The 22,499-nt window shown below is 57.7% G+C and carries 19 protein-coding genes; 12 read left to right on the forward strand and 7 right to left on the reverse strand.

All coding sequences use genetic code 11. The features are described 5' to 3' along the window. Positions 1-188: 188 nt before the first annotated feature. Entirely contained in the window at positions 189-1,112 is a 924-nt protein-coding gene (locus tag ACLD1Y_RS12650) for a LysR substrate-binding domain-containing protein (protein ID WP_429478283.1), read from the reverse strand. Between the two features lie 126 nt (positions 1,113-1,238). Between ACLD1Y_RS12650 and ACLD1Y_RS12655 the strand changes: the two genes are divergently transcribed. Continuing rightward, positions 1,239-1,985 carry a 3-oxoacyl-ACP reductase family protein gene (locus ACLD1Y_RS12655; protein ID WP_429478284.1) on the forward strand — a complete coding sequence of 249 codons (747 nt, stop codon included), beginning with the start codon at positions 1,239-1,241 and terminating at the stop codon, positions 1,983-1,985. 73 nt (positions 1,986-2,058) lie between these two features. Here the strand turns inward: ACLD1Y_RS12655 and ACLD1Y_RS12660 are convergent, their stop codons facing one another. Beyond that, positions 2,059-2,745: an HAD-IA family hydrolase gene (locus tag ACLD1Y_RS12660; protein ID WP_429478285.1), complete on the reverse strand. Its 687-nt coding sequence runs from the start codon at positions 2,743-2,745 to the stop codon at positions 2,059-2,061. A 109-nt stretch (positions 2,746-2,854) separates the two neighbouring features. Between ACLD1Y_RS12660 and ACLD1Y_RS12665 the strand changes: the two genes are divergently transcribed. The 9 genes from ACLD1Y_RS12665 (at position 2,855) to ACLD1Y_RS12705 (ending at position 12,434) form a co-directional block, all read left to right on the forward strand. Further along, positions 2,855-3,220 (forward strand): DUF2784 domain-containing protein, encoded by a 366-nt coding sequence (locus ACLD1Y_RS12665; RefSeq protein WP_429478286.1) that lies wholly within the window; start codon positions 2,855-2,857, stop codon positions 3,218-3,220. Positions 3,221-3,274: 54 nt separating this feature from the next. Beyond that, positions 3,275-3,853 carry a DUF4337 domain-containing protein gene (locus tag ACLD1Y_RS12670; RefSeq protein ID WP_429478287.1) on the forward strand — a complete coding sequence of 193 codons (579 nt, stop codon included), beginning with the start codon at positions 3,275-3,277 and terminating at the stop codon, positions 3,851-3,853. Between the two features lie 86 nt (positions 3,854-3,939). Then, entirely contained in the window at positions 3,940-4,599 is a 660-nt protein-coding gene (locus ACLD1Y_RS12675; protein WP_429478288.1) for a M24 family metallopeptidase, read from the forward strand. Positions 4,600-4,609: 10 nt separating this feature from the next. Next, positions 4,610-4,963, forward strand: coding sequence for a gamma-glutamylcyclotransferase family protein (locus ACLD1Y_RS12680; RefSeq protein WP_429478289.1), 354 nt, complete (start codon positions 4,610-4,612; stop codon positions 4,961-4,963). Between the two features lie 48 nt (positions 4,964-5,011). After that, a complete protein-coding gene (locus ACLD1Y_RS12685; protein ID WP_429478290.1) occupies positions 5,012-6,052 on the forward strand; it encodes an EamA family transporter in 1,041 nt (346 codons plus the stop codon). Between the two features lie 63 nt (positions 6,053-6,115). Further along, entirely contained in the window at positions 6,116-6,493 is a 378-nt protein-coding gene (locus ACLD1Y_RS12690; protein WP_429478291.1) for a c-type cytochrome, read from the forward strand. Between the two features lie 277 nt (positions 6,494-6,770). Continuing rightward, positions 6,771-7,334 (forward strand): hypothetical protein, encoded by a 564-nt coding sequence (locus ACLD1Y_RS12695; RefSeq protein ID WP_429478292.1) that lies wholly within the window; start codon positions 6,771-6,773, stop codon positions 7,332-7,334. Positions 7,335-8,094: 760 nt separating this feature from the next. Further along, positions 8,095-10,398 carry an ATP-dependent nuclease gene (locus ACLD1Y_RS12700; RefSeq protein ID WP_429478293.1) on the forward strand — a complete coding sequence of 768 codons (2,304 nt, stop codon included), beginning with the start codon at positions 8,095-8,097 and terminating at the stop codon, positions 10,396-10,398. A gap of 125 nt (positions 10,399-10,523) precedes the next feature. Further along, positions 10,524-12,434 (forward strand): UvrD-helicase domain-containing protein, encoded by a 1,911-nt coding sequence (locus ACLD1Y_RS12705; protein ID WP_429478294.1) that lies wholly within the window; start codon positions 10,524-10,526, stop codon positions 12,432-12,434. Between the two features lie 111 nt (positions 12,435-12,545). On the opposite strand, the gene ACLD1Y_RS12710 is transcribed toward ACLD1Y_RS12705, so the two are convergent. Beyond that, a complete protein-coding gene (locus ACLD1Y_RS12710) occupies positions 12,546-13,628 on the reverse strand; it encodes a DUF4238 domain-containing protein (RefSeq protein WP_429478295.1) in 1,083 nt (360 codons plus the stop codon). A gap of 850 nt (positions 13,629-14,478) precedes the next feature. On the opposite strand from ACLD1Y_RS12710, the gene ACLD1Y_RS12715 reads away from it, so the two are divergent. Beyond that, complete coding sequence (locus ACLD1Y_RS12715) at positions 14,479-14,937, forward strand: DUF7256 domain-containing protein (RefSeq protein ID WP_429478296.1); 459 nt, start codon at positions 14,479-14,481, stop codon at positions 14,935-14,937. Between the two features lie 304 nt (positions 14,938-15,241). After that, entirely contained in the window at positions 15,242-15,550 is a 309-nt protein-coding gene (gene yecR / locus ACLD1Y_RS12720) for a YecR family lipoprotein (protein ID WP_429478297.1), read from the forward strand. A 57-nt stretch (positions 15,551-15,607) separates the two neighbouring features. Here the strand turns inward: yecR and ACLD1Y_RS12725 are convergent, their stop codons facing one another. From ACLD1Y_RS12725 to ACLD1Y_RS12740, 4 genes are all read right to left on the reverse strand, one after another. Continuing rightward, positions 15,608-16,507: a DMT family transporter gene (locus tag ACLD1Y_RS12725; RefSeq protein ID WP_429478298.1), complete on the reverse strand. Its 900-nt coding sequence runs from the start codon at positions 16,505-16,507 to the stop codon at positions 15,608-15,610. Positions 16,508-16,668: 161 nt separating this feature from the next. Beyond that, positions 16,669-17,481 (reverse strand): hypothetical protein, encoded by an 813-nt coding sequence (locus tag ACLD1Y_RS12730; RefSeq protein WP_429478299.1) that lies wholly within the window; start codon positions 17,479-17,481, stop codon positions 16,669-16,671. Positions 17,482-17,524: 43 nt separating this feature from the next. Further along, positions 17,525-18,271, reverse strand: a complete 747-nt coding sequence (locus ACLD1Y_RS12735; protein ID WP_429478300.1) for an SDR family oxidoreductase — start codon at positions 18,269-18,271, stop codon at positions 17,525-17,527. After that, on the reverse strand, positions 18,268-22,449 hold the full coding sequence (locus tag ACLD1Y_RS12740; protein ID WP_429478301.1) for an AMP-binding protein: 4,182 nt from the start codon (positions 22,447-22,449) through the stop codon (positions 18,268-18,270). The genes ACLD1Y_RS12735 and ACLD1Y_RS12740 overlap by 4 nt, the downstream gene beginning before the upstream one ends. Positions 22,450-22,499: the final 50 nt, after the last annotated feature.

Here is a 22,499-nt window from a genome sequence, read left to right on the forward strand (position 1 = left end):
GCCCGCAAGCTGGCACGGATCGCGTTTTCACTCCTGAAAAATCAGAGTGAGTACAAGTCAAAAGCGGTTTTGGGGACTTCCCCTCAACCATAGAATCTCCCACAGTTGATCGCATTGCAGCTTTGAAATGCATTCCCCTGTGGGAGCTGGCTTGCCTGCGATGCCGGCGACTCGGTTTACCAGTCTGATCAGATCGCGCTGAACCGCTGCCCCAACCGCTGCTCGGCAAACTGCTCAATGATGAAGTCCACAAATGCCCGCGTCTTGCCTGGCAACAGCTTGTGTTCGGCGTAGTAGATGGAAATGTTGCCATCATCCACATACCAATCCGGCAACACCCGCACCACCGCGCCACTGTGCAGGAAGGGCACCGCCATCGGCATGCTCACCAGCGCAATGCCCAAGCCTTGGGCGCTGGCGCAGCACGCGGCTTCGGAGTCGCTCATGGTCATGCTCGGTTTGAGCACCAATGGGCGGTGTTCGCGTTCGCGGCTGGTCAGTTGCCAGGAACGTATGCGCCCGGTCTGGGGCGAGCGGATCAGGATGCCGTGGCAGTGCGCCAAATCTTCGGGAGCCGACACCGGCAAGCGTTGCGCCAGGTAATCCGGTGCAGCCACCAGCACCCGATGGGCAGGCGTGAGCTTGCGCGCAACCACCCCTTGGGGCAGTTCGAAACCGCCACCAATGGCCGCATCAAAACCCTGCCCGATCAAATCCACTTGGCGGTTATCGAAATGCCAGTCCGGACTGATATCCGGGAAGCGCCGCATAAACTCACCCAGCAACGGCGCAATGTAGCGATTGCCAAACACTGTGCCCATGCTGACCTTGAGCGTACCCACCGGCCGCCCTTCGGCGCTGGCCAGGTTGGCCACGGCATTTTGGATGGTGGTGAGGCTGCCACTGACTTCGTCGAGGAACAGCTTGCCCGCTTCAGTGAGCGTCAGGCGCCGCGTACTGCGCTGGAACAGACGCACGCCCAGGCGCGCTTCGAGCTTGGCGACGCTTTTGCCCACTGCGGCCGGCGTGAGGCTCAAGTGCCGCGCCGCTTCGGCAAAACTGCCGCCTTCGGCACTGCGTACAAAGCATTCGATACTGCCAAAGCTTTCCATATCGCCCCACTCTAAACTTTTGGTTTACACAGACTATAGCAATCACGGTCTACCGGGGTGGGTCGGGGAGGTCGATACTCGGCTCCAACAACAAGGCATCCCGCCTTGAACAGCTAAGAGATCGACATGACCACACAAAACCTCAGCGGCAAAGTCGCCTTGATTCAAGGCGGTTCCCGCGGCATCGGCGCCGCCATCGTCAAGCGCCTCGCTGCACAAGGTGCAGCGGTTGCCTTTACCTACGTGAGTTCGGCCGCCAAGGCTGAAGCATTGCAGAACAGCGTGATCAGCGAAGGCGGCAAGGCCCTGGCGATTCATGCCGACAGCGCCAGTGCCGACGCGATCCGCAACGCCGTCAAAGCCACCGTCAAAGCCTTTGGGCGCCTGGACATTCTGGTGAACAACGCTGGCGTACTGGCCATCGCACCGCTGGAAGACTTCAAGCTGGAAGACTTCGACCAGACCCTGGCGATCAACGTGCGCAGCGTGTTTATCGCCACCCAGGAAGCGGCAAAGCACATGGGTGACGGTGGCCGGGTGATCAATATCGGCAGCACCAACGCCGAGCGCATGCCCTTTGGCGGCGGCGGCCCGTATGCAATGAGCAAAGCGGCGCTGGTGGGTTTGACCAAAGGCTTGGCGCGCGACCTGGGGCCTAAAGGCATCACCATCAACAACGTGCAACCTGGGCCGGTGGACACCGATATGAACCCGGCCAACAGTGATTTTGCCGAGAGTTTGATTGGGTTGATGGCGGTGGGGCGATATGGGCATGTGGAAGAGATTGCCAGCTTTGTGGCCTACCTGGCAGGCCCAGAGGCCGGGTACATCACGGGTGCGAGCTTGACCATCGATGGTGGTTTCAGCGCCTAAGCTGTCAGGAACACTGCAAAACCAAATGTGGGAGGGGGCAAGCCCCCTCCCACATTTTTTTACCGCGTTTTATTCAGCGCAATGGTGGCAGGCCATAAGCCACCAAATCAAACTCCGCGAGCTTGCGGATGATCTGGTCAGCATGCTGGTACTTGCTATCGGCCATGGCTTCATCGGGCACCGCGATGGCGGTCATGTTGGCCGCCTTCGCCGCAGTCACACCAAACGGCGAATCCTCAAACACCAAGCAGTCCTCAGGCGCCACACCCAGGCGGCGGGCGGCAGTGAGGAAGATATCCGGCGCAGGCTTGGCGGCGCCGACTTCTGGGTCGTCAGCGGTGACGATGGTGTCGAACAAGCCAAACCATTCGCGGTGCAAGGTGGTCTTGTGGCCAAACGAGTTGCGCGACGAGCTGGTGCCCACGGCAATTGGGATATTGTGCGCCTTCAAATGCCGCACCAGCGCTTCGGCGCCGGGCATACCCAGGGCCTTGGGGAAGCGCTCGCTCATCAAGGGTTCGCGGATTTTCAGGAACTCAGCCGGAGTGATCGGCAAGTCCAGCGCCTTGACCACGTAGTCGGCCAAGTCCTGGGCACCGCGACCGATGATGTGTTGCTTGATTCCCCAGTCGTATGTGCGCCCGTAGCGTTCGGCGATGATCTGTGTGACTTCGGTGTAGATGCCTTCCGTATCCAGCAACAAACCGTCCATATCGAAAATCACGGCCTTGATCGGGCCGGCGGTACGCGGTGCGTTCATCAAAACAGATCCTTGGGGGGAAGGACTAAAAGGATTCAGCACAATAACGGCCACGCTTGTCGGCAGGCAACCCTTTAGACTATGCCCTCCTCCTTTTGAAGTGCCCGCGATGCTCTACCGTCTAGCCGCCGACAGCCTGGTGCTGTTTCACCTGAGCTTTATCCTGTTCGTCTTGTTCGGCGGGCTGCTCGCCCTAAAGTGGCGCCGGGTGATGTGGCTGCACCTGCCAGCAGTGGCCTGGGGCATCGCGGTGGAGATGCTGCACCTGCCCTGCCCGCTGACCCAGTGGGAAAACCTGTTTCGCCACCTCGCCGGGCAGGATGGCTATGGCGGCGGGTTTATCGAGCACTACATCCTTACGCTGATCTACCCGGCCGGGCTGACGCCGAATATTCAGTTGGTATTAGGCGCTGTGGTGGTGGTGATCAATATCGCGGTGTATGTGCGGCTCATCCGGCGTCACGTACAGGCTTGAGACAGCTTGGCTGGTGAAGAATCAGACTCCCTCATACCGTGCGCAGCCGCCCCCATGTCCGAAGCCTTCGAAGTCCCCAGCCCCCACGAAAAACACATCGAACACACCACCGAACATGCCCACGATCGCGGGGACAATTTCGCCAGCCGCATTGCCGTCATGACCGCACTGATGGCCACCCTCGGCGCCATGCTCAGCTACCAGGCCGGCTCCACCGAAAGCGAAGCGGCGATGGACAAGAACAACGCCGCCATCATCAAGACCGAAGCCGCCAACCAATGGAATTACTACCAGGCCAAATCCAGCCGGCAAAACTTGGCGGAGTTGGCCACCCATATTCCCGGTGTGGATACCGCGCATTACAAAGATGAGATCGAACGCTACAAGAGTCAGAAGGAAGACGTGCGCAAGCAGGCCGAAAAGCTTGAAGCCACGTCCAGGGAATGGGATGAGAAATCAGAGCAGGCGCTGCATCAGCACCATCGTTGGGCCCAAGCGATGACGGCGATTCAGATCGCGATTTCGCTGGCGGCGATTACCTTGTTGACCAGGCGGGAATGGTTGAAGCGGATGTCGTATACGGCGGCGGCCGTGGCCGTGGTGTTGGGTAGCCTGGCATGGCTGCATATCTGATGCGCAATTTGCCTTTTGCTGCGCCATCATCGCGCTATATAGTAAAACGCATAACGACCCACATAATTTAGGCCGAGGACACGCAGGTGAGTGCACAACCCAAAGAAGCCGTAGGCGCCGCCTACCGTATTGAATCCATGCGCTACGCCCAGGCCATGACCTGGCAAGCCATCGAAAGCCTCGCCCAGCGCATCCGCCCCGGCATGCTTGAATCCGAAGCCCGCGAACTGGGCAAGCAAGTGCTCGCCGATCTCGATATGCAACGCATCTGGCACCCGCTGCTGGTGCGCTTTGGCGCCAATACCCTCAAGGCCTTCAACCAGCGCTCCGAAGGTGACCCGGTACTGGGCGAAAACGACATCTTCTTTATCGACATGGGCGCCGTGTGGCAAGGCCACGAAGGTGACGCCGGCGCCACGTTCAGCACCGGCAACGACCCAGAGATGATCGCCTGTGCCAACGCCGCCAAAGAGCTGTTCGACCGCGTACAAGCCCGCTGGAAAAACGACCAAGTCGTCGGCCTTGAGCTTTACCGCTACGCCGAAGAACAAGCCCAGGCCATGGGCTGGCAGTTGAACCTGGACATCAAGGGCCACCGCGTCAGCGACTTCCCCCATGCCATCCACCGTGGCGGCGACCTCGGCGACTTCGAGCACTACCCGAATGCCGGCCTGTGGATTCTGGAAATCCAAATCGCCCACCCGACCAAGCCCTACGGCGCCTTCTACGAAGACCTGCTGGCATAAAGGAAGCTCCATGAACCGCTCCAACGAGTACCCCGTGCTGTTGTTTTCCTACGGCACCTTGCAAGACAAACCCGTACAACTGGCCAACTTCGGCCGCGAGTTGGCAGGTCAACACGATGCCATGCTGGGCTATTCACAAAGCTGGGTAGAGATCACCGACCCGCAGGTGCTGGCGAGTAGCGGCAAGACCCATCACCCTATCGTGGCGCCCACCAACGCGCCGGGCGCCAAGGTCGAGGGGACGGTGTTCCAGATTACCGAAGCGGAGCTGGCGGCAGCGGATGCGTATGAGGTGTCGGACTACAAGCGTGTAGCGGTCAGCCTGTCGTCTGGGCTGACGGCGTGGGTGTATGTGCAGGCATGAATAACGCCGCATAAGCCGTATGATCGGAGCAACTTCCGAGGACCGCCCATGAACCTCAGCATCGTTTACGCCCTCGCCGCCGCGGCACTCTTCGGCGCCAGCACGCCACTGGCCAAAAGCCTCGGTCTGGGCCTCTCGCCCGTGCTGCTCGCGGGCCTGCTGTACCTCGGTAGCGGCATCGGCCTTGCCGGCGTTCGCCTGGCGCGTGATCGCGGCTGGAAACCCACCGGGCTTAGCCCATCGGAATGGCCCTGGCTGCTCGGCGCCATCGCCTTTGGCGGCATCCTCGGCCCCGTTGCGCTGATGTTCGGCCTGACGCGTACCGCAGGCGCAACCGCCTCTCTGATGCTCAACCTCGAATCGGTGCTCACCGCACTGATCGCCTGGCTGGTATTCAAAGAGAACGCCGACCGCCGCATCGTGCTAGGGATGATCGCCATAGTGCTGGGCGGCTTGGCGTTGTCCTGGCCTAACGGCAGCGGAGCAAGCCACGACTGGACAGGGCCGTTTGCGGTAGCGCTGGCCTGCCTATGTTGGGGGATTGATAACAACCTGACACGTAAAGTGTCCGCATCTGACGCGTTATTTATCGCTGGCGCCAAAGGCCTGATTGCGGGCTTGGTGAACTGCGGCCTGGCGCTGTACCTCGGCACGCAGATTCCTGCGCCTGCACATCTCGTACCGATCTTGCTGGTGGGCTTTCTGGGATACGGCATCAGCTTGGTCATGTTCGTGCTGGCATTACGCGGCCTGGGCAGCGCACGCACGGGTGCCTACTTCTCGACAGCGCCGTTCCTCGGGGCCGCGATTGCGTTGCTGGTGCTGGGAGAATCGGTGACAGCGGCGTTCTGGATCGCCTCGGCACTGATGGCCGTAGGAGTGTGGCTGCACCTGACAGAACGGCATGCCCATGAACATCAGCATGAGGCGACGGAACACGCGCATCGCCACGTGCATGACGAACATCATCAGCATGAGCATGGGTTTGAATGGGACCCGGCGGAACCACACAGTCATGTGCATGTGCACAGCCCGGTGCGGCATAGTCATGCGCACTTTCCGGATGTGCATCATCGGCATCGGCATTGAGGGGATGCCCAGCGGGGCGCGCCCGCGACTCAGATCAGACTTTCCCAACAAGACCCTATAAAAATGAAAACACTGCTTATCGCTTCGCTGGGCTTTTTATTACTGGCTCAAACAATGCCGTCCATTGCGGAAAATATTAACGGGAAGACCCTCTACTTGCAGCGATGCGCCATGTGCCACGGGGCGGACCTCAAAGGAACCGGGCCGCTGGCCAACAAAAGCACGCCTGCAACACCCAACCTGACAACAGCCGCTTTCAAGAAACGACTCAGTGACTATCCGGGCGTTATCGTGTCGTCGATCATACTTCGCCCAAATGGAGACTTGATCCCAAGAACGCTGCGGGAGAATGGCGTAAAGCTGGCGCCGTTCGATTGGAGGATCAAGGACCTACGAGATTTGCATGAATACATGAGTGGGGCGATTTCGAAGAGCCGATGATTCTTAATAAGCGGCGGACACTCGGGGTATGTGGCAGGATTTTCAAACGCCAGAAACTACAACCCTCCGATTTTCGCTAGGGCCTGCTGCGCACCGTTGATGGCATCAGGTTAACGAGGACAAGATGGATGCGACGTATTCAGTAACGAAACCACATGCAGGTTTTCCAAGGCCAGAACCTCGATTTTCTGATCGTCATACCCAATGAAATTGTCTAGCCGAACAAGAGGTGAGAAGCTTTCACGACCAAACCACCCCCTCATAAGTCACAGCCTACATGCAGCTAAGCAACGGACACCCGCTGGCATTCTCGCACGAAGGGCAGCCTTACGATTTCAGCCATCTGCACCCCACCACCATTACATTCAACCTTTTGAACAATGTTCAGATAACGGCCGAGTGTCGCTTCAAAAGCCACTGCTACACGCGTGAGCTGAATGCCGGCGAAGCCAATACCGGGCTCGCTCGGATAGACGATGAATTCAAAAACGAGCGTTATTTTTGCTCTGTTCGCTACAAGCTGAGCTTGATGCTTTTGGGATGGATGACCCAATGGTGTGATCAAAAATGCATACAGGGAAAGCACTTTGACCACGGCATCGAAAACTGGCTGATCGTAGAAGACGATTCAGGCAGGAAGGTGAAAGTCGCCTTCAGTGTCGACAAACACCAGCATCTGTCGATTGGACTCATGCTGTGGGTCAAAACCACGCATCCATATGATCGAAGCAAGCCTGACGAGCCTACGCGAGACAACAGCGTGCCGTTCAATACGCTGGCAAAAACGGTAGCTCACACAGGGAAACAACCAAAGATTGCGAAAACCCGCGGGCGCAGATAATTCCGGGCACAAAAAAGCCACTCAATGAGTGGCTTTTTTGTAAATCAATTTCGGGTGCTCTTTAAACCAGTGGTGTCTGGAGCCCTTCACATTACTATGAAGGTCGGCTGATAGAATTCCCACACGTTAGTATGTGATCCCCGCGCACATCTATCTGGTACTGATGCTATTCGAGCCTGCATACCTAGTCAAGCGAGACGCCGGGTCATACATCAGGTCATCCAGTAGCATGAAGCGGAGCGACTACATCGCCTTCCTATATCGCCCATTTTTCAAACGCCAAAAACCACAAACCCCCGATCTTCTCTAGGAAAACCGGGGGTTTGTGTTTACTTAATGTGGCGGTGAAGGAGGCAGGCATGGCGGAGAGAGTGGCGGAAGCGGTGTCTGTTTCCACCCACCCCATGAAGGCTCACAAAGCCCGGAATAGACAGGTGGCACAAGCCATATCGGGAGATGAAGATACCTCTTAACGGCCCACGCCTACCCAAACAATCCCGTCACAAACGGGGGTACAGACTGGGGAAGGGTTCTTCGCTCTTCTAGCGGACTCGAGGCCTGCCTTCAACCCATGAGGATGGCTTTGCTCGCGTACTTACCACCGTGCTTGAATCCAGTTCAGTCACATACTCGCGGATTTTCCGGTAAAGCGCATAGTCATCCGCGTCCCTCCCGGTCAGCGGGGCCCCGTGTACGTGGAACTGCTGATGGGTGAACCCATCTAACCCGCTCCGCTCACGCAGCCTCAGCCATCGTACTGATGCTGGTGGACATCGTCGCTGATCGAATGCTCAACAAGGGTGCCAAGTACGACATCTTCGGGCATCCGCTGTTGATGCCGCTGTCGCCACTGGCGGGGTGGGATTTTGGAGGATGGCTTAAGGGCAGCATCATCGGTGGGCGTAGGGCCTCGCTACGACATTGTTTAACGATAGTAGGGCTAGTAAAAAAAACCACTAATGGCATAGTGGCTAGATGCCTTTCGAAGACTACAAAATATCACCTGCAAGGAGCGCCAGCGTTGTATATAGCCAAAGTTAAAATTGAGAATTTTCGTCTTTTTGGGTCCGGCGACAAAAAATTCGAGCTTTCTCTAAACCCCGGGCTAACAGCACTTGTGGGTGAGAACGATGCAGGAAAAACAGCATTTATCGATGCACTCAGATTCGTGCTAGGCACCCGGGATCAAGAATCACTACGCCTCGAATTCACCGACTTCCACAACTGCGCCATCAAAGGCCATGCACGTGAAATAAAAATACAACTGACGTTTTCTGGGCTGACGAAAAGTGACCGCAGCGCCTTTGCCGAGTACCTCACTTATGAAGATGGACCCCATACGTCATTGATCATCACTTGGATTGCGCGGCGCAGCGAGATGGGCACCTCGACGCGCAGGTACATACCGATCGAGTGGCGGACTGGCAGAGACAGCGACGGCCCGCTAATGGACTCAGCGGCGCGCTTCATGCTGCAAGCCACCTACCTGAGGCCATTACGCGATGCAGAGCGCGCAATGGCTGCTGGTCGCGGCTCACGCCTTTCCCAGATACTTCAGCACACCAAGGATATAAAGGACCATGGTGAAAAATTTGATGCAAACACCAACCCCACTCCGGTTCCCGCAGATCTCAGCGTACTTGGTATAGGTGACTATTCCAGCCACTTGATCGCGAATGCACATGGCGTGAAAACAACACGCGAAAAACTAAACCAAGACTACTTGCAGCCTCTCTCATTCAAAGACGATGACCTGACGGCCAGAGTACAGATCAGCGGGCACAGTGATGACAGTGTCCGGCTTAGGCAGCTTCTGGAAAAGCTAGAAGTCAACCTCGGCAATGATCAGGAAGAGTCCTATCTACGCGGCCTTGGCTCAAACAACATTCTCTTTATGGCCTGTGAGCTACTGTTGATGGGAACCGAAGCAGACGGTTTCCCCCTGCTTCTTATTGAAGAACCTGAGGCGCATCTTCATCCACAGCGCCAATTACGGCTAATTTCATTCCTACAAGCACAGACTGAAAAGAAAAGAGTCGACGACCAGCAGATACAAATCATCGTCACAACCCACAGCCCAAACCTTGGCGCAGACGTCAAGCTCAACAACCTCGTGCTCATCCGAGAAGGGCGTGCCTATCCTCTGACGGAAGGCCATACAAAGCTCACTTCATCGGACTACCGCTTTCTCCAACGCTTTCTTGACGTCACCAAAGCAAATCTATTTTTCGCACGCGGCGTAGTTATTGTAGAAGGCGATGCCGAAAACATACTGCTTCCTGTAATCGCCAAACTTATTGGTAGAGACTTTGAGCATTACGGAGTCTCGGTTGTAAATGTCGGGGGCGTGGGGCTCGGGCGCTATGGGCGAATCTTTATGCGAAAAGATCCCGCATTGACAGGAGAACTTCGAATTCCTGTTTCGTGCATTACAGACCTTGATGTCATGCCAGATTGCGCCCCGCAGATCATCGGAAAAGTGGAGAAAGGCGCGCCCACACCTCCCTTGCCTACTTCAACCCGCCGCTGGCGGGTAAAGTCTGACTTTACAACTGCCGAGCTTGATGCGAAAAAACGCACCATACGTGATAAGGCGAACGAGCAATGGGTCCGGACGTTTGTGGCAGATGAATGGACGCTTGAGTATGACCTGGCATTCTCAGGGCTTGCGCCACAATTATATCTTGCAGGACAACTTGCCAAGAATGATGACAAGCTAAACGACGCATCCACCACCAAAGCCGACGTAATCAAGGCTGCAAACTTAAGATATAAGACACTGAAAGCATCTGACCTACCAAAGGATGCCCATTGCTCCACCGTCTACGCACCATTCACCAGCTCAAGTGTGTCAAAAGCAATCGCAGCACAATATTTGTGTGAAATACTTGAAGACTCAATCTCTGAAGGTTCTTTGACGCCTGAAGAGCTACTCGAGTCTCTGCCTGAATATGTTAAACAAGCAATCGCTCACGTTACGGAGCCCTTGCCCACGGCACCTCAATCGGAAAGTAGCGCCCCATCGTCACCAAGCGCAGATATAACCGCGACAGCATTAGCATAGCCTGCCCACAAATCATTATGGCGTAGCACTTATACATTTATCGAAATGGATGACCGAAAGTGGCATATGGAATAGAACGTATAGGCACGATCTCCCAAGCTGACGTTGAGCGGGCATGTCTTAACATGGGTCTGCCATCTAACGCATTTTCCGGCCCCGAGGGAAATGATCCCCGCCTGGAAGTAATCCGCTCCTTAGATACGCTTGATGTCGAAGCTTGCCCAGGCAGCGGGAAGACTACTCTGCTCGTCGCGAAGCTCGGAATTCTTGCCGATCGCTGGCAGCAAAAAGGACAGGGAATTTGCGTAATCTCCCACACTAATGCTGCGCGTGCAGAAATTGGCGCACGTCTCAGCACCAATAGCACATCCTATAGCCTCCTTCAGCACCCACACTTTATAGGCACGATTCATTCGTTCGTGAACGAATTCCTGGCGCTTCCCTGGCTGCGCTCGAACGGTAGGAAAGTCAAGATCATCGATACAGAGCTTGCCGAAAAGGATCGTCGGTGGCGGCTACCGTATGGCACAAGGACGTACCTTGAGAAACAACATGAACACACGCCATTAATCTACACAAAACCCGATTTTACGGGAAATCGGCATCCATCCCATACAGCAACATCAAAATCAATCCAGAAAGCCTGCCGTGAGTCCACTGCAGCGGGCTTCTATTGCTTTGACGAAATGTTTGTCTGGGCTTATGAGTTGATCAACAAACATCCCGAAGTGATCACTACAATCCGACAGCGATTTCCACTCGTACTTGTAGACGAAGTGCAAGATAACAGCGGACTCCAATCTGAGTTCATCCATAAGCTCTTTTGCGATGGAGACGCGCCCTCTATCCGACAACGATATGGCGACTCCAATCAGGCGATCTACGGCGGCACCTCGACTGATACCAGTGGTACAACAGATCCATTTCCGGGCACAAACAAAATAGATCTGCCGAACAGCTTCCGATTTGGTCAGTCAATAGCCTCCATTGCCGCACCACTCGGATTAAGGCCACAACCATTGATTGGCAGAGGTCCGACGACGAGCAAAATTAATCACCCAAGCTGTCAAAACGCCATTTTTCTTTTCGATGATCAATCCATTCTTCAAGTGCTGCCAACATATGCGCAGTACCTCATAGAAGCATTCCCTCCTGAAGCACTAATGCTTGGGGATTTCACAGCCGTAGCAGCCGTTCACCGATCAGATAAGACCGATAGACTTCCGCGATTCATGGGTCACTACGCTCCCGACTATACTTCGCAGTTGGCAGGCCAACAGCCAAAGCCAAGCACACTTGGCATGTACCTCGCTTGCGCCAGAATGGAACTATCCACCGCTGGTAGCACCAGCCCCGTAGTAAACAGATTTGCTGAGGGCATTCTTCACGCGATCCACCTGAGCATGAGTGATTTTGCCACTCAGACGAGAAAGCCCCCGCATCGACATATTCTCGAGTTGCTATCAGAACATGATGCAGCCCGTCATCAGTATCAAGACGCTCTTGAATATCTGATCGCCTGCAAATCCGCACCCAAGAAATCGGAATGGCCAGAATTCATATCCACCACAAAAACCATCGCCGGAACCATTGCAGGTGTGGAAATCGCAGAGCACGAAAAGTATTTTGAATGGACAGACTCAGAAGCCTTTACAGATGCAATCGCAGGCGGCCCGTTAGGCGGGGAGAATAGATTTCTATACCCTAGAATCGATCCGATAGTAACTATACGCCTAGGATCAATCCATGGTGTAAAAGGTGAAACTCACACAGCAACACTAGTGCTTGAAACCTTTCAAAAGGCTCACCAGTTAAAAACTCTAATTCCATGGCTAACAGGCAAAAAACCTAAGGTCTCCACCGATAACACAGGCGAAAACCCAGCTTTAATGGAACGCCTCAAACTGCACTACGTCGCAATGACGCGCCCGTCTCACTTATTGTGTCTTGCCCTGCGAAGGGATGCCCTGAAAGATAAAGAACTGGACCTCATTCGCAAGACGGGATGGACCATCATCAATTGCACGTCATCCTAGGAACACTGCGCGCTCTGTACAGAGGTCGATCAGATCTGTTCAGCAAGGAGGTCAGCGTAGTAGTAATAACTGAGATTGACGGATGACGGCGCAGGAGCACCAGCCCCGCCACTATCCATAAGCCGCAACCTTGAAGAATCCGCTATCAATATGAGCGCGCCTCAAGTAACCCACTCCCGTGCCATTGGAAAAAGCTACCGCCTTGTTTTTCCGAAGTAGAAAGCTTGGCCAGGCGGTCGGGCGTGGGTGAACGACCTGGGAATGCATGATCCCATCTTCGTAATTTTTGAACTCTTCCTTTGAAACGACACGGTACCTTTTGTGAGTGTCAGTCTGCTCACCATCAAAGACTGCAAAATTCACAACATGTCTTTCAGCAGGCCGGCACTTCTCAAACTTCACAACAAATTCGTGTAAAGCATTAGCGTAGGCAGTACCTTCTAGAAAAATATTTGCACGGCAGTGCAACAATTGGAATTGATTAAGTATCTCAATGTCAGATGGCTTACGAACGGTCAACCAACCGGCATCACTAGCAATGTTGTAGATATCGGAGTCGTAACATAGACAGTAAATTTTAGGGGACAGTGGAAGTAACAGAAGCGCCCCGGAACTTCGCATCCCAAACGACCTGTGCCGCGACTTTTCATCGTTATGGTACCATCGATTTGTAAGGATCGCAGGATCGTCAGAGGTGACGAAAGGAACATCCGTAGCGTTCTTGACCAAACAAACCTTTAAATCTGAAGTTATATTCATGGAACTGGCAAATGTCCCCATAGCTGCCTGGACAGCCTCCTTAATTCCAAAGGCAAAGCTGGAATCAGGGAGCATCGTGCCAAATGCATCATCAGACATTTCAACAGCACGCTTAGAAGCCGCCTCCGTACGTAGATACTGAAGCATCCAAAATATTCTGAGCACTTCACTATGCCCTTCGTTCAAACGGCAACCCGGCGTCAGAACATCTCTTAACACGGCCGCATATGCCCCCTCAACAGCCTGGATAGCCGACTCCAGACTGTCATCTTGTCCGTAAAAATAGTCTCGAGAACACTGATTCTTCACAGGTGCCCCAATGATCAACCTATGCCGATCAAGGTTATACAAATTAATCGCTGAATTTTCTCCATTGACCGTGAACGGCCTAAGATAACAACGTGGTACAAAATGTTGATTTTTGTTGGACGCCATCCGTAGCCCTGCCAGAACGAAGAATATGAACAATACACTGAGGCGTGGAATCAAGAGGTCGATGAAAACTTACGCTGCTATCCTTCTTTCACTCAGGAGCACATAAACTGCCTACCCCTTAGCTCCACCAATAGCATGACGGAAACTTTCAAATCGACCATGTGCTTCACGACACTGTAGGTTTGAGCGGCTCAACCTAACGGAAACGACGCTCGACATGTTTTGCCTCGAGCCAATGTGGCTCTGAACTTTGCCGAATGGTACCCCGCTCGCGCTGATATAGCATGCGCCCGCGCTGGCGGACACACAACGTTTGGCGAAACGCACAGACTTTCATGGGGTCTACCGCACGCCATGATTGGGGCAATGCTTCAAGTGCCTCCTCCGACGCAAGGTTACCCGGCACTGGTAGGGGGTTCCCCCTCAACACTCCGTCGCACTGCAGACCGCCAATGAATCACTTGGTGGACAGTTTCTGCTTGCAGATGCCTACCAATCCTTGCTGGCACAAGACACTGAAGCGGCCATGCCAAGCCCGCCCGTCACAATCATTTGAGGAACCGCTGACGGCTGGCACGCCTGCACACCGTCAAGATCGTTGCTCAAGGGCCTGCCAGCGGCCCGTTACATCGAGTTCGCCGGCTGCGGACATTCTTCTGGGCTCTAGGCACATGTACGCTACGACAGTGTCTCGCGAGACACGCTGATCAACCTGGTATGTGGGATCGTCGTGCATCTCGTGCTCAAGTGAGCAGAACTGCCCTTTTCGTACTATTCCCATTGCCTGCCTCCCGCCAACGCGACACCCTGTGAAAGCCTAGTCACAAAATTCTGCGCGCTGCGTCACACCATGCCAGCCTCGGCTTCCCGTCTCGACTACCGCAACCTTGCCCTGCTGCGCCCTGGCCATACCAAGGACCGACTGCAAGCCGCTCTGGGAGCGTCTTGGTCAGCACCCGGTGTGGACGATGACGGTTGGTGGCGACCCGCCAGGTACTCAGATGGCTTTATGGCACGCATAAGGGACGATGACAGGCTATCGTCGGTGTGGTTCTACGGTAATTTCTCCATGCGCTGCCCGGTAGAGGGTCTGTACATGCGACTACCTCTAAAGTCTGCCCTTGCAAGAAAGCCACAGTTGCAAAAGCTGGAGACGGCGTCGGGACCACGCAGCGAGCTCTTTTACATGAATTGCATACAAGGTTATCGCCTCCTTGTGCAGTTCAATCAAAACCGTATTCGGCGTCTATTCCTAGAGGTTCCCGGTGAGCAAAGCCGAGCACTACCGCCGCATCTGCGCCACCTGTAAGTAAGCGCAACCACCTTCCGGCTATCACCTGCGCACTTTTCGCGTGACCTGGCCGATAGCGGTCACCGGCGGATAGCCGAAGTCAAGACAGACACCTCCTACAGCTAACACTCTTTACAAGGCAGTAGACGTCCTGATCACACTGACTGGATTGAAACCCATTACGCGCCCTGACTAGGATGCCAGCCTCATGTCGAGAGCACTTTCTTGACGCCTCGGCCACCTTGGTCCGGCGCCCGGCCGCCCGACGTGTCCGGTTCAAACATCAAGACCGTCTGAAAATCCACAGGGAGCCACTTCAATCATGAGGCCAATCATCGCAACCATTCCACTCGCCCTGCTGCTTCTAGCAGGTTGTGCCACACCGAAACAATGGGAAGCCACGGGCGGAAGCAAGTCCGACGGCATGGTCCAACTGTCGTATGAGCAGGGACAGTTTGAGAATGGGCAAAGCAACGAAGCTCAGGGGCTGACTGCTGCCACCGGGCGCTGTCAGTTTTGGGGTTACAAGGGTGCCGAACGTTCCGGTGCGGAGAAATCGGTGTGCAGCACCATGGGCCAGTTCAATTGCCTGGAAACGACTGTCACTCAAGACTATATCTGCAAGAAATAACGCGTTTGACGTGGTTCATCCCGGCCTGGCCAGGTGAACCACCTGTGCCTTATCCCATCATCGACTCACCAACCACACTCCCACCATAGCCACCAGCATGCCGCCCCAGGCCAAGGTGGGCATGACTTCGCCCAACAGCCAGCACGCCATCAGTGCCGCCAGCGGCGGCACCATAAAGAACAACGCTGAAACCCGCGCCGCGCGCTGGTGTCGTGCCATGGCCAACAACAGCGAGATCGCCACCAGCGAGTTGCCGATCACCAGATAAGCCAAGGCGCCGAGCAAGGTGGGCGTCCAGTCCAGCACCTGCGTTTCCCAGCTCAGTGCCAGCGGTACCGTCAGCAACAACCCCACCCCGCACTGCACCAGGCTGGCCATCAAGGGATGCTGAGAGGGCTGGCGCCGGCGCTCGTACATAACGCCGCCACTTATGCCCATCAGGGCCGCTAGCGCCGCGCCGAGCCCCAGCAGCGAGCTGGCCTCAACGCGGGACTTCGACAGGATCACGATCAGCGCGCCGGCAAATCCCAGCAATAAGCCCACCGCCTGCAGTCGCCCGACCCGCTCGCCGAGCAGCGCGGGCGACAGCACGCCCACCAGCAGCGGTTGCATCGACACGATCACCGCCAGCGCACCTGCCGACAGGCCCCAGGCCAAGGACAGGTAGGTGCCGGCGAAGTAGCCGAACTGGATCAGCGCGCCGACCACACACAGGTCGCGCCATGCAGACCATGACCGCGGCCAGGGCAGCCGCATGACGCTGACCAGCACCAGTAGCACCGCCACCACACAGGCGTAGCGCAGGCTCAGAAACGTCAGGGGTTCAGCGTAGGCCAACCCCAGTTTGACCACTGCAAAGCCGGATGACCACAGCAGCAGGAACAGCACCGGGTAGACAACTGCCTGCCCTGCCCCACCCCTGAGTGCGACCGGCGAGGACTCTGGCGCACCGCTCACCGCATACCTCCTGGTGCGCCTCCCACCCGCCTGGGCAGCGTGCGCACACGCAAGATCGGGAAAAGAGCGGTCGTGCTTAGAAATCCCTCACCCGACACGGCCGCCGATTGCCCTTAGGGTATGACTGTGTCGGCGAGGGGTAAAGCCCAGCTTTCGCGGCGTCAGCTCCAGTAGGTCAGGGGTCGCTGAGGACCAAAGCACCCAATAAAGGCCGCCATACCAATCCGATAGTCCTCATCGCTGGAGGTCACCGCGTGGAGCATGCGCGAACTGAAGATGATCAGGTCACCGGCCTCCGGGTGGATCACCAGCGCCGGTGGTTCGATGCTGTCCGGCAGCAAGCCCTCGACATCGCGGATGCGCTCGGTTTCCTCCACAGTCGGCTCGCGCAACCACAGTTGCAGGTCGCCACCCACGCTGGGCACTTGCAGGTACATATTGGCCACCAGTTGCTCGACCATGCCCTCCAGTTCTGGTGCATCGGACTCCTCGTCAAGGCGGTCGTTGTGCGGATAGAACTTCGATGTACTCGGTTTGAACACACGAATGGCGCCCACAAAGCAGGGGCGCCCATGCAGACGCTGCAGATTGGCGCCGGCCGGCCAGTACTCCTGTAACAGCAGACGCACCCGGTCGGCGGGCGACGGGTACGGGCTGAACAGCTCGCGCATATCGTGGGTGTTCTCAAGCGCCTCACGGTGATAACGCTCGGCGGCCTGGGTGTCCCATTCCGAGTCGATATGCGGCGTGCAGATGCGCCCCACGCTGCTAGTGTACTGCTTGTGGTAGTAGCCGAGTTTGGGGTGTGTGATGGCAGCCATCGCCGCCAGCGTACCGTGCTCGGGCGGATAAAAACGCTTGATGTGCAGCACGCCGATCTTGCGCTGCGTCAGTTGCAACAAGGTTGCCGTATCCAGCACATGCGCCACGATCGCCGGTGCCAGGGTCGTGACAGCAGAGACAGTGTGAGTCATTTCAGTACCTCCCTTTCAAACGGGCGACAGGGTTTTCCCCCGCCTAGACCCGCTGCCGAGTAGGCCGCACGCGCACGTCGTCGATGTGCACATGCGGCGGTTGTTGAACGATAAACCGCACGATCCGGGCGATATCCGCCGGTTGCAGCAACGGCCCCTGATCCTGCGCAATGCCCGCAAACCACTCGGGGTCGTAACCGGCTGCAGCCTGAAAGCCAGTGGTCACGAATCCCGGTTCGATCAAAGTGACCCGCACACCGGCCGCACACAGTTCGCGGCGCAGCGATTCCACCAGGGCATGCACCGCCACCTTGGTCGCGCCATACACCGGATTGGCCTCCGAGAGCGTGCGACCGACTGTGGAGCCAATCACCACCAAGTCACGTACATCGCCTGGCACCTGGCCGAACAGCTCAGCCGATTCACGCATCTGATGCATGGCCCCGAGCAGGTTGAGGCGAAACAGCGGCTCCCAGCGAGCGGGGTCAGAACCGGTCAAGGTACCCGGCAACCCGTGCCCCGCGCAGATCACCGCCACACTTGGCCACACTGAGAACGCCTGATGCGCCGCAGTGAACAGTGCGGTGACATGCCCCGCCAGTGCGGCATCACCGGTAACCCCCACCGCGCATCGTCGTTTGGGGTTGAGGTCAGCCAGCACCGCGTCAGTCCGTTCGCGGGTCCGCCCACTGAAGGCCACGCCGTAGCCGTCCTCGACCAACCCTTCGACCAGTGCACGACCAATCCCTGACGTGCCGCCCGACACGACGGCTGCCCTTTGTGCTGTCATGGCCGTGCTCCCTGCTGAGGCCGCGGTAACGCGCCACTCGCAAAAAGATGATCCAGGAATCGGTCGAGCCAGGCTTCATCCAACGCGCTAAACCGCATGCCTTTATCCGCCAGCAACGCCAAGGTGTTCTGATGATCGAACTGCACATTGCGCGGTGGGCGTGAGGCCCAAAAATGCCCTAGGGCGACCTCGGCGTCCTGCATCTGGCCGGACTGCTGGAACAGCTCGCGCAACGAGGCCGCCGGCACCAAGCCCAACGACACACCACGCCGCGCCAGTGCTGTCCTTAGCTGCGTCAGCGACAGGCACGTCGGCGCCTCCAGATGATAGGTGCCACCGTCCAGCGTCGGATCCCGCGACAGCATCGCCAGCGCACGCGCCACCTCGTCCACCGCCGTCCAGGCCAGCGGCTCGTCGTAACCGGCCGGCATCGCCCCGACCTGCAGCAACGCCCGCAAGCTTTGCACCGAGCGACTGTCGCGGGCATTGCGTTGAAAGCGACCACTGCAGGCCTGCCCGGTGAGGGTGCCGCACCTGTAGATAAAGGCCCGGCCGCCACTGTCGGTGAAGTCGCGCAACTCCGCCTCGGCGGCATATTTGCTGCGCTCGTAGCCGTTGAGAAAGGTTTGACCAATGTTGTAACTGTCTTCGCAGAAACGCTGCGTCGTGACGTTGGTACCCGCAATGGCCAGGGTTGAGGTGAAATGCAGGGTCTTCCCACGACCCTGGCGGGCCAGCGCGACCAGTTCGCGCAACGGGGTCAAGGCCTGCTCCACCGTGTCGGTGTCATTGCCCACCAAGTGCGTGTCGGCGGCCAAGTGGTAGATGCCGTCGAGGGTATCGACCAGCAGCGTCCATTGGCTCGCCTCCAAGCCCAAGCGCGGCTGTTCCAGATTCCCGGTCCAGACGCGTACCCACTGCGCTGGCCATTCGCGGTCAGGGAAAAATGCTTCCCAAGCGGTGCGCAGCCGATCACCGGCACTGACGCCATGTCGGTCGCGCACCAGGCAGATCACCAACAGAGGCTGCTCCAGCAGCGCCGCCAATACATGAATACCCAGGAAACCATTGGCACCGGTCAGCAGCACGCAGGCGGGCGGCTTCACCCACAACGGTGGACGCAGCGCATCCAGACCCTGCGGCACACTCCACAACACACCCGCCGAATTCGCCGTGGACATCAACGGCGGTTGGCGGTCCCACAGTGAAACATCCCGGCCCTGCCGCGCCAGCAGGCGCCGGCGCAGGTCATGGGCAAACCGGCGCATCGCGGCTGGCGCATAACGCGGTGTCGGGTAGTTGAGGTCGATCACCCACTGTTGATCCAGCACGCGCGCCGTGAGGTGCAACACATGCGAACGCCGGTTGAATGCACCACGTAGGCTCGGCAGCGTGACGGCCAGCGGCGTCCAGGCCAAGGTCGACGATGCGTCACACGGCGGCGAGCCGATCACGTTGAAGCAGTATGGCGCTGCGCAAGGCACTGCGGGCACATTCGCCGACGGGCTCAAGGCCTGCTCGACCCGGATGGGCAATGCCTCATCCGCGTCGGCAAGCGGTCGAAGGGTGATCGGTACGGTGGTGGTGAACCACCCCACCTGGCTGCACAGATCCGTATCGCCGCCATCCTCCAATCGCCCATGGGTCTCCACGTCAATGCACACCTGCTGCTCGCCGCTCAGTGCGGCGCAGGCCTGGGCGTAGGCACTGAGCAACAGCCGGTCGATATGCTTCAGGCCCAGTTGCCGCGCCTGCTCGCGCAGTTGCCGGGTCTCCCACTCCGTGAACTTGATCCACACGCTTTGGGCTTGCCCCTCGAACCCTGTGTCGTCCACCGGCGGCGGGACTGAAACCCCGGACCGCGCCAAAGGCTCGGAACGTTTCCAGCCGCCAAAGGACCGCACCACAGCCGGCAATGGCTCTGTACACAAGCGCAACAATGTCTTCTGCAGCACATGCCAGGACACCACATCGACCACCAGATGATGCGCCACCAGCAGCAATGCACTGTGCCGACGCTGCTGCAGTAGCACTGCACCGAACACCCGACCCTCGCGCACATCCAGACGGGCTTCGATCCAGGCATAAGCGTCGGCCACCGCACGCTCCAGAGTCCGCAGTGTGGTCTTCGGCAACTGCACTACGTCAAACAATGGCGTGGCCTCAGAATTAAGGTGGAAACACCACCCCGGCCCAGGCTCATCAGGAGCAAAGCGTGCGGACAGTAGCGGATGGGCAGTCATCAAGGCGGCCAATGCTCGCTGGAGCACCGCTTCATCCAAACGCGGCTCCAGGTCCAATACCAGCACCTGGGTCCAGCGGTTGGGTTCAGCCAGATCGCGGGCGAAGAATGCTTGTTGGGCCGGGGAACACGGCCATGGCCCAGTGGCCAAGGGTTCCGCCGCTGGTGTCTGCTGCGGTGGCTGGTGGATGAGTCGCTCAGTGACCGCACGCACCGTCGGGTCGGCGAAGAACTCCTGCACACTGAAGGTGTAACCGCGTAGTTGCAGTTCCGTAATCAACTGGATCGCACCCAGCGAGTCACCGCCCAGCGCAAAGAAGTCGCCATCCAGACCTGGGGCGCTGCCCGGCAAGTACAGGGCAAATAGCCGTTGCACCTCGCTCTCCAGCGAATGTTCCGCCTCGCCCCACGCCGGTTTGACGAAGTGGGCGATCAGTTGCTGCCGGATCTGCGCATCATCCAGCTTGCCGTTGTCGGTGATGGGCAGGGGATTGATCGCCAGAAAACCTACCGGCACCATATGCATCGGCAGAACGCTCAGCATTTGCTCACGTAACGCCGACGCCAGGGCGGCCTCACCTTCATATGCACACAGCAGCAGGTTTCGATGGTCCTGGCAAACCTGCACCACGCGCACGTCCCTTACGCCCTCAAGCACGATACTGCGCTCGACACTCTCCAGCTCGACCCGATAGCCATTGATCTTGACCTGGCGGTCGGTGCGGCCGAGAAAGTGCAGCACCCCGTCCTGATCGACCCGCACCCGATCACCGGTTCGATAGGCCCGCTGGTGTTTTCTGCGCGGTTCGATGAAACGAGCGCGGGTCTCATCCGGCAACCCTCGATAGCCCAGGGCCAGGCCGGGCCCGGACAAGTACAGCTCGCCTTGTGCCTGGCCGGCCGACGCCTTGACCAGCTCGTACTCGTCCGTGCGGATCAGCGCGCGGTTATCGCCCAGCGGCCGACCGATCGGCACCCAGCCTGCGCCCCAGTGCTCCAACAGGGCCAGCGTGACCGGTTGAACAGTCGCCCCAATGGTGGTCTCGGTGGGGCCATAGTGGTTGGCCAGGTTCGCGGCCAGACCTTCGGCCAACGTCTCGCGGGCCAGTTGCGCCGACAAGCGTTCGCCGCCGAGGATCAGCCACTGCAATACAGGCTGCGCAGGGTCTGATGGCAGCAGCGCGGGATACAGCAAGCGCCACTGGGTGGGCGTGCATTTGAGGCAGTCGACCTGTTGCGCCACCAAGGCCTTGGCCAACTGCAACGGCTCCTGGCGCTCCTGCTCATCGGCGAGGAATACGCTACCACCGGTCCACAGCGCCAGGAACAAGCTGGTGTTGCCCAGGTCCGCCGACAAAGGACTTACGTGCGCGTAGCGCAACCCCTCCGGCAACCCCAGGCGCTCCACCATCGAGCGGCAGTAGTGCGTGAGGCTGGCGTGGCTGATTTCGACACCTTTGGACAAACCCGAGGTGCCAGACGTAAACAGCACATAGGCGGCTGACTGTACCGGGGTGATCACCGACACCTGCGGTGTCGTGCCTGCCGATGGCTTGGGGATTACCAGGCTAGGGGTCGTGTAGGAATACCAGGGGCTATCGCCACGGTCGACCAGAATCAGGTCCGGGTTGATGCGCTGTATGGTGTCCAGCACGGCATCGTGCGCGCCGGCGCGGCGGGTCGGGGCACGGGCCTCGACCACGGTGTAAGCGGCACCGGCCAACATCACACCGACGATCGCCACCAACAATGCCGGTGAGCGTTCCATGCAGATGGCAACCAAGGCCCCTTGCCGTAACGGGCATTCCTGCAGAGCGTGAGCAATCACCGTTGCGCGTTCGTACAGCTCGGCGTAGGTGATCTGTTGGGTAGAACTGCAAATGGCGATCCGGTCCTCACCGGTGGCCATACGTGAGGCAAGCGTTTCCAGAAGCATACGAACCCTCCTGCCTATGCCCAGGCATGGCGAGCACAGGTCGCTATTGG

The organism is Pseudomonas sp. 18175 (assembly GCF_050432925.1).
Lineage (GTDB): Bacteria > Pseudomonadota > Gammaproteobacteria > Pseudomonadales > Pseudomonadaceae > Aquipseudomonas.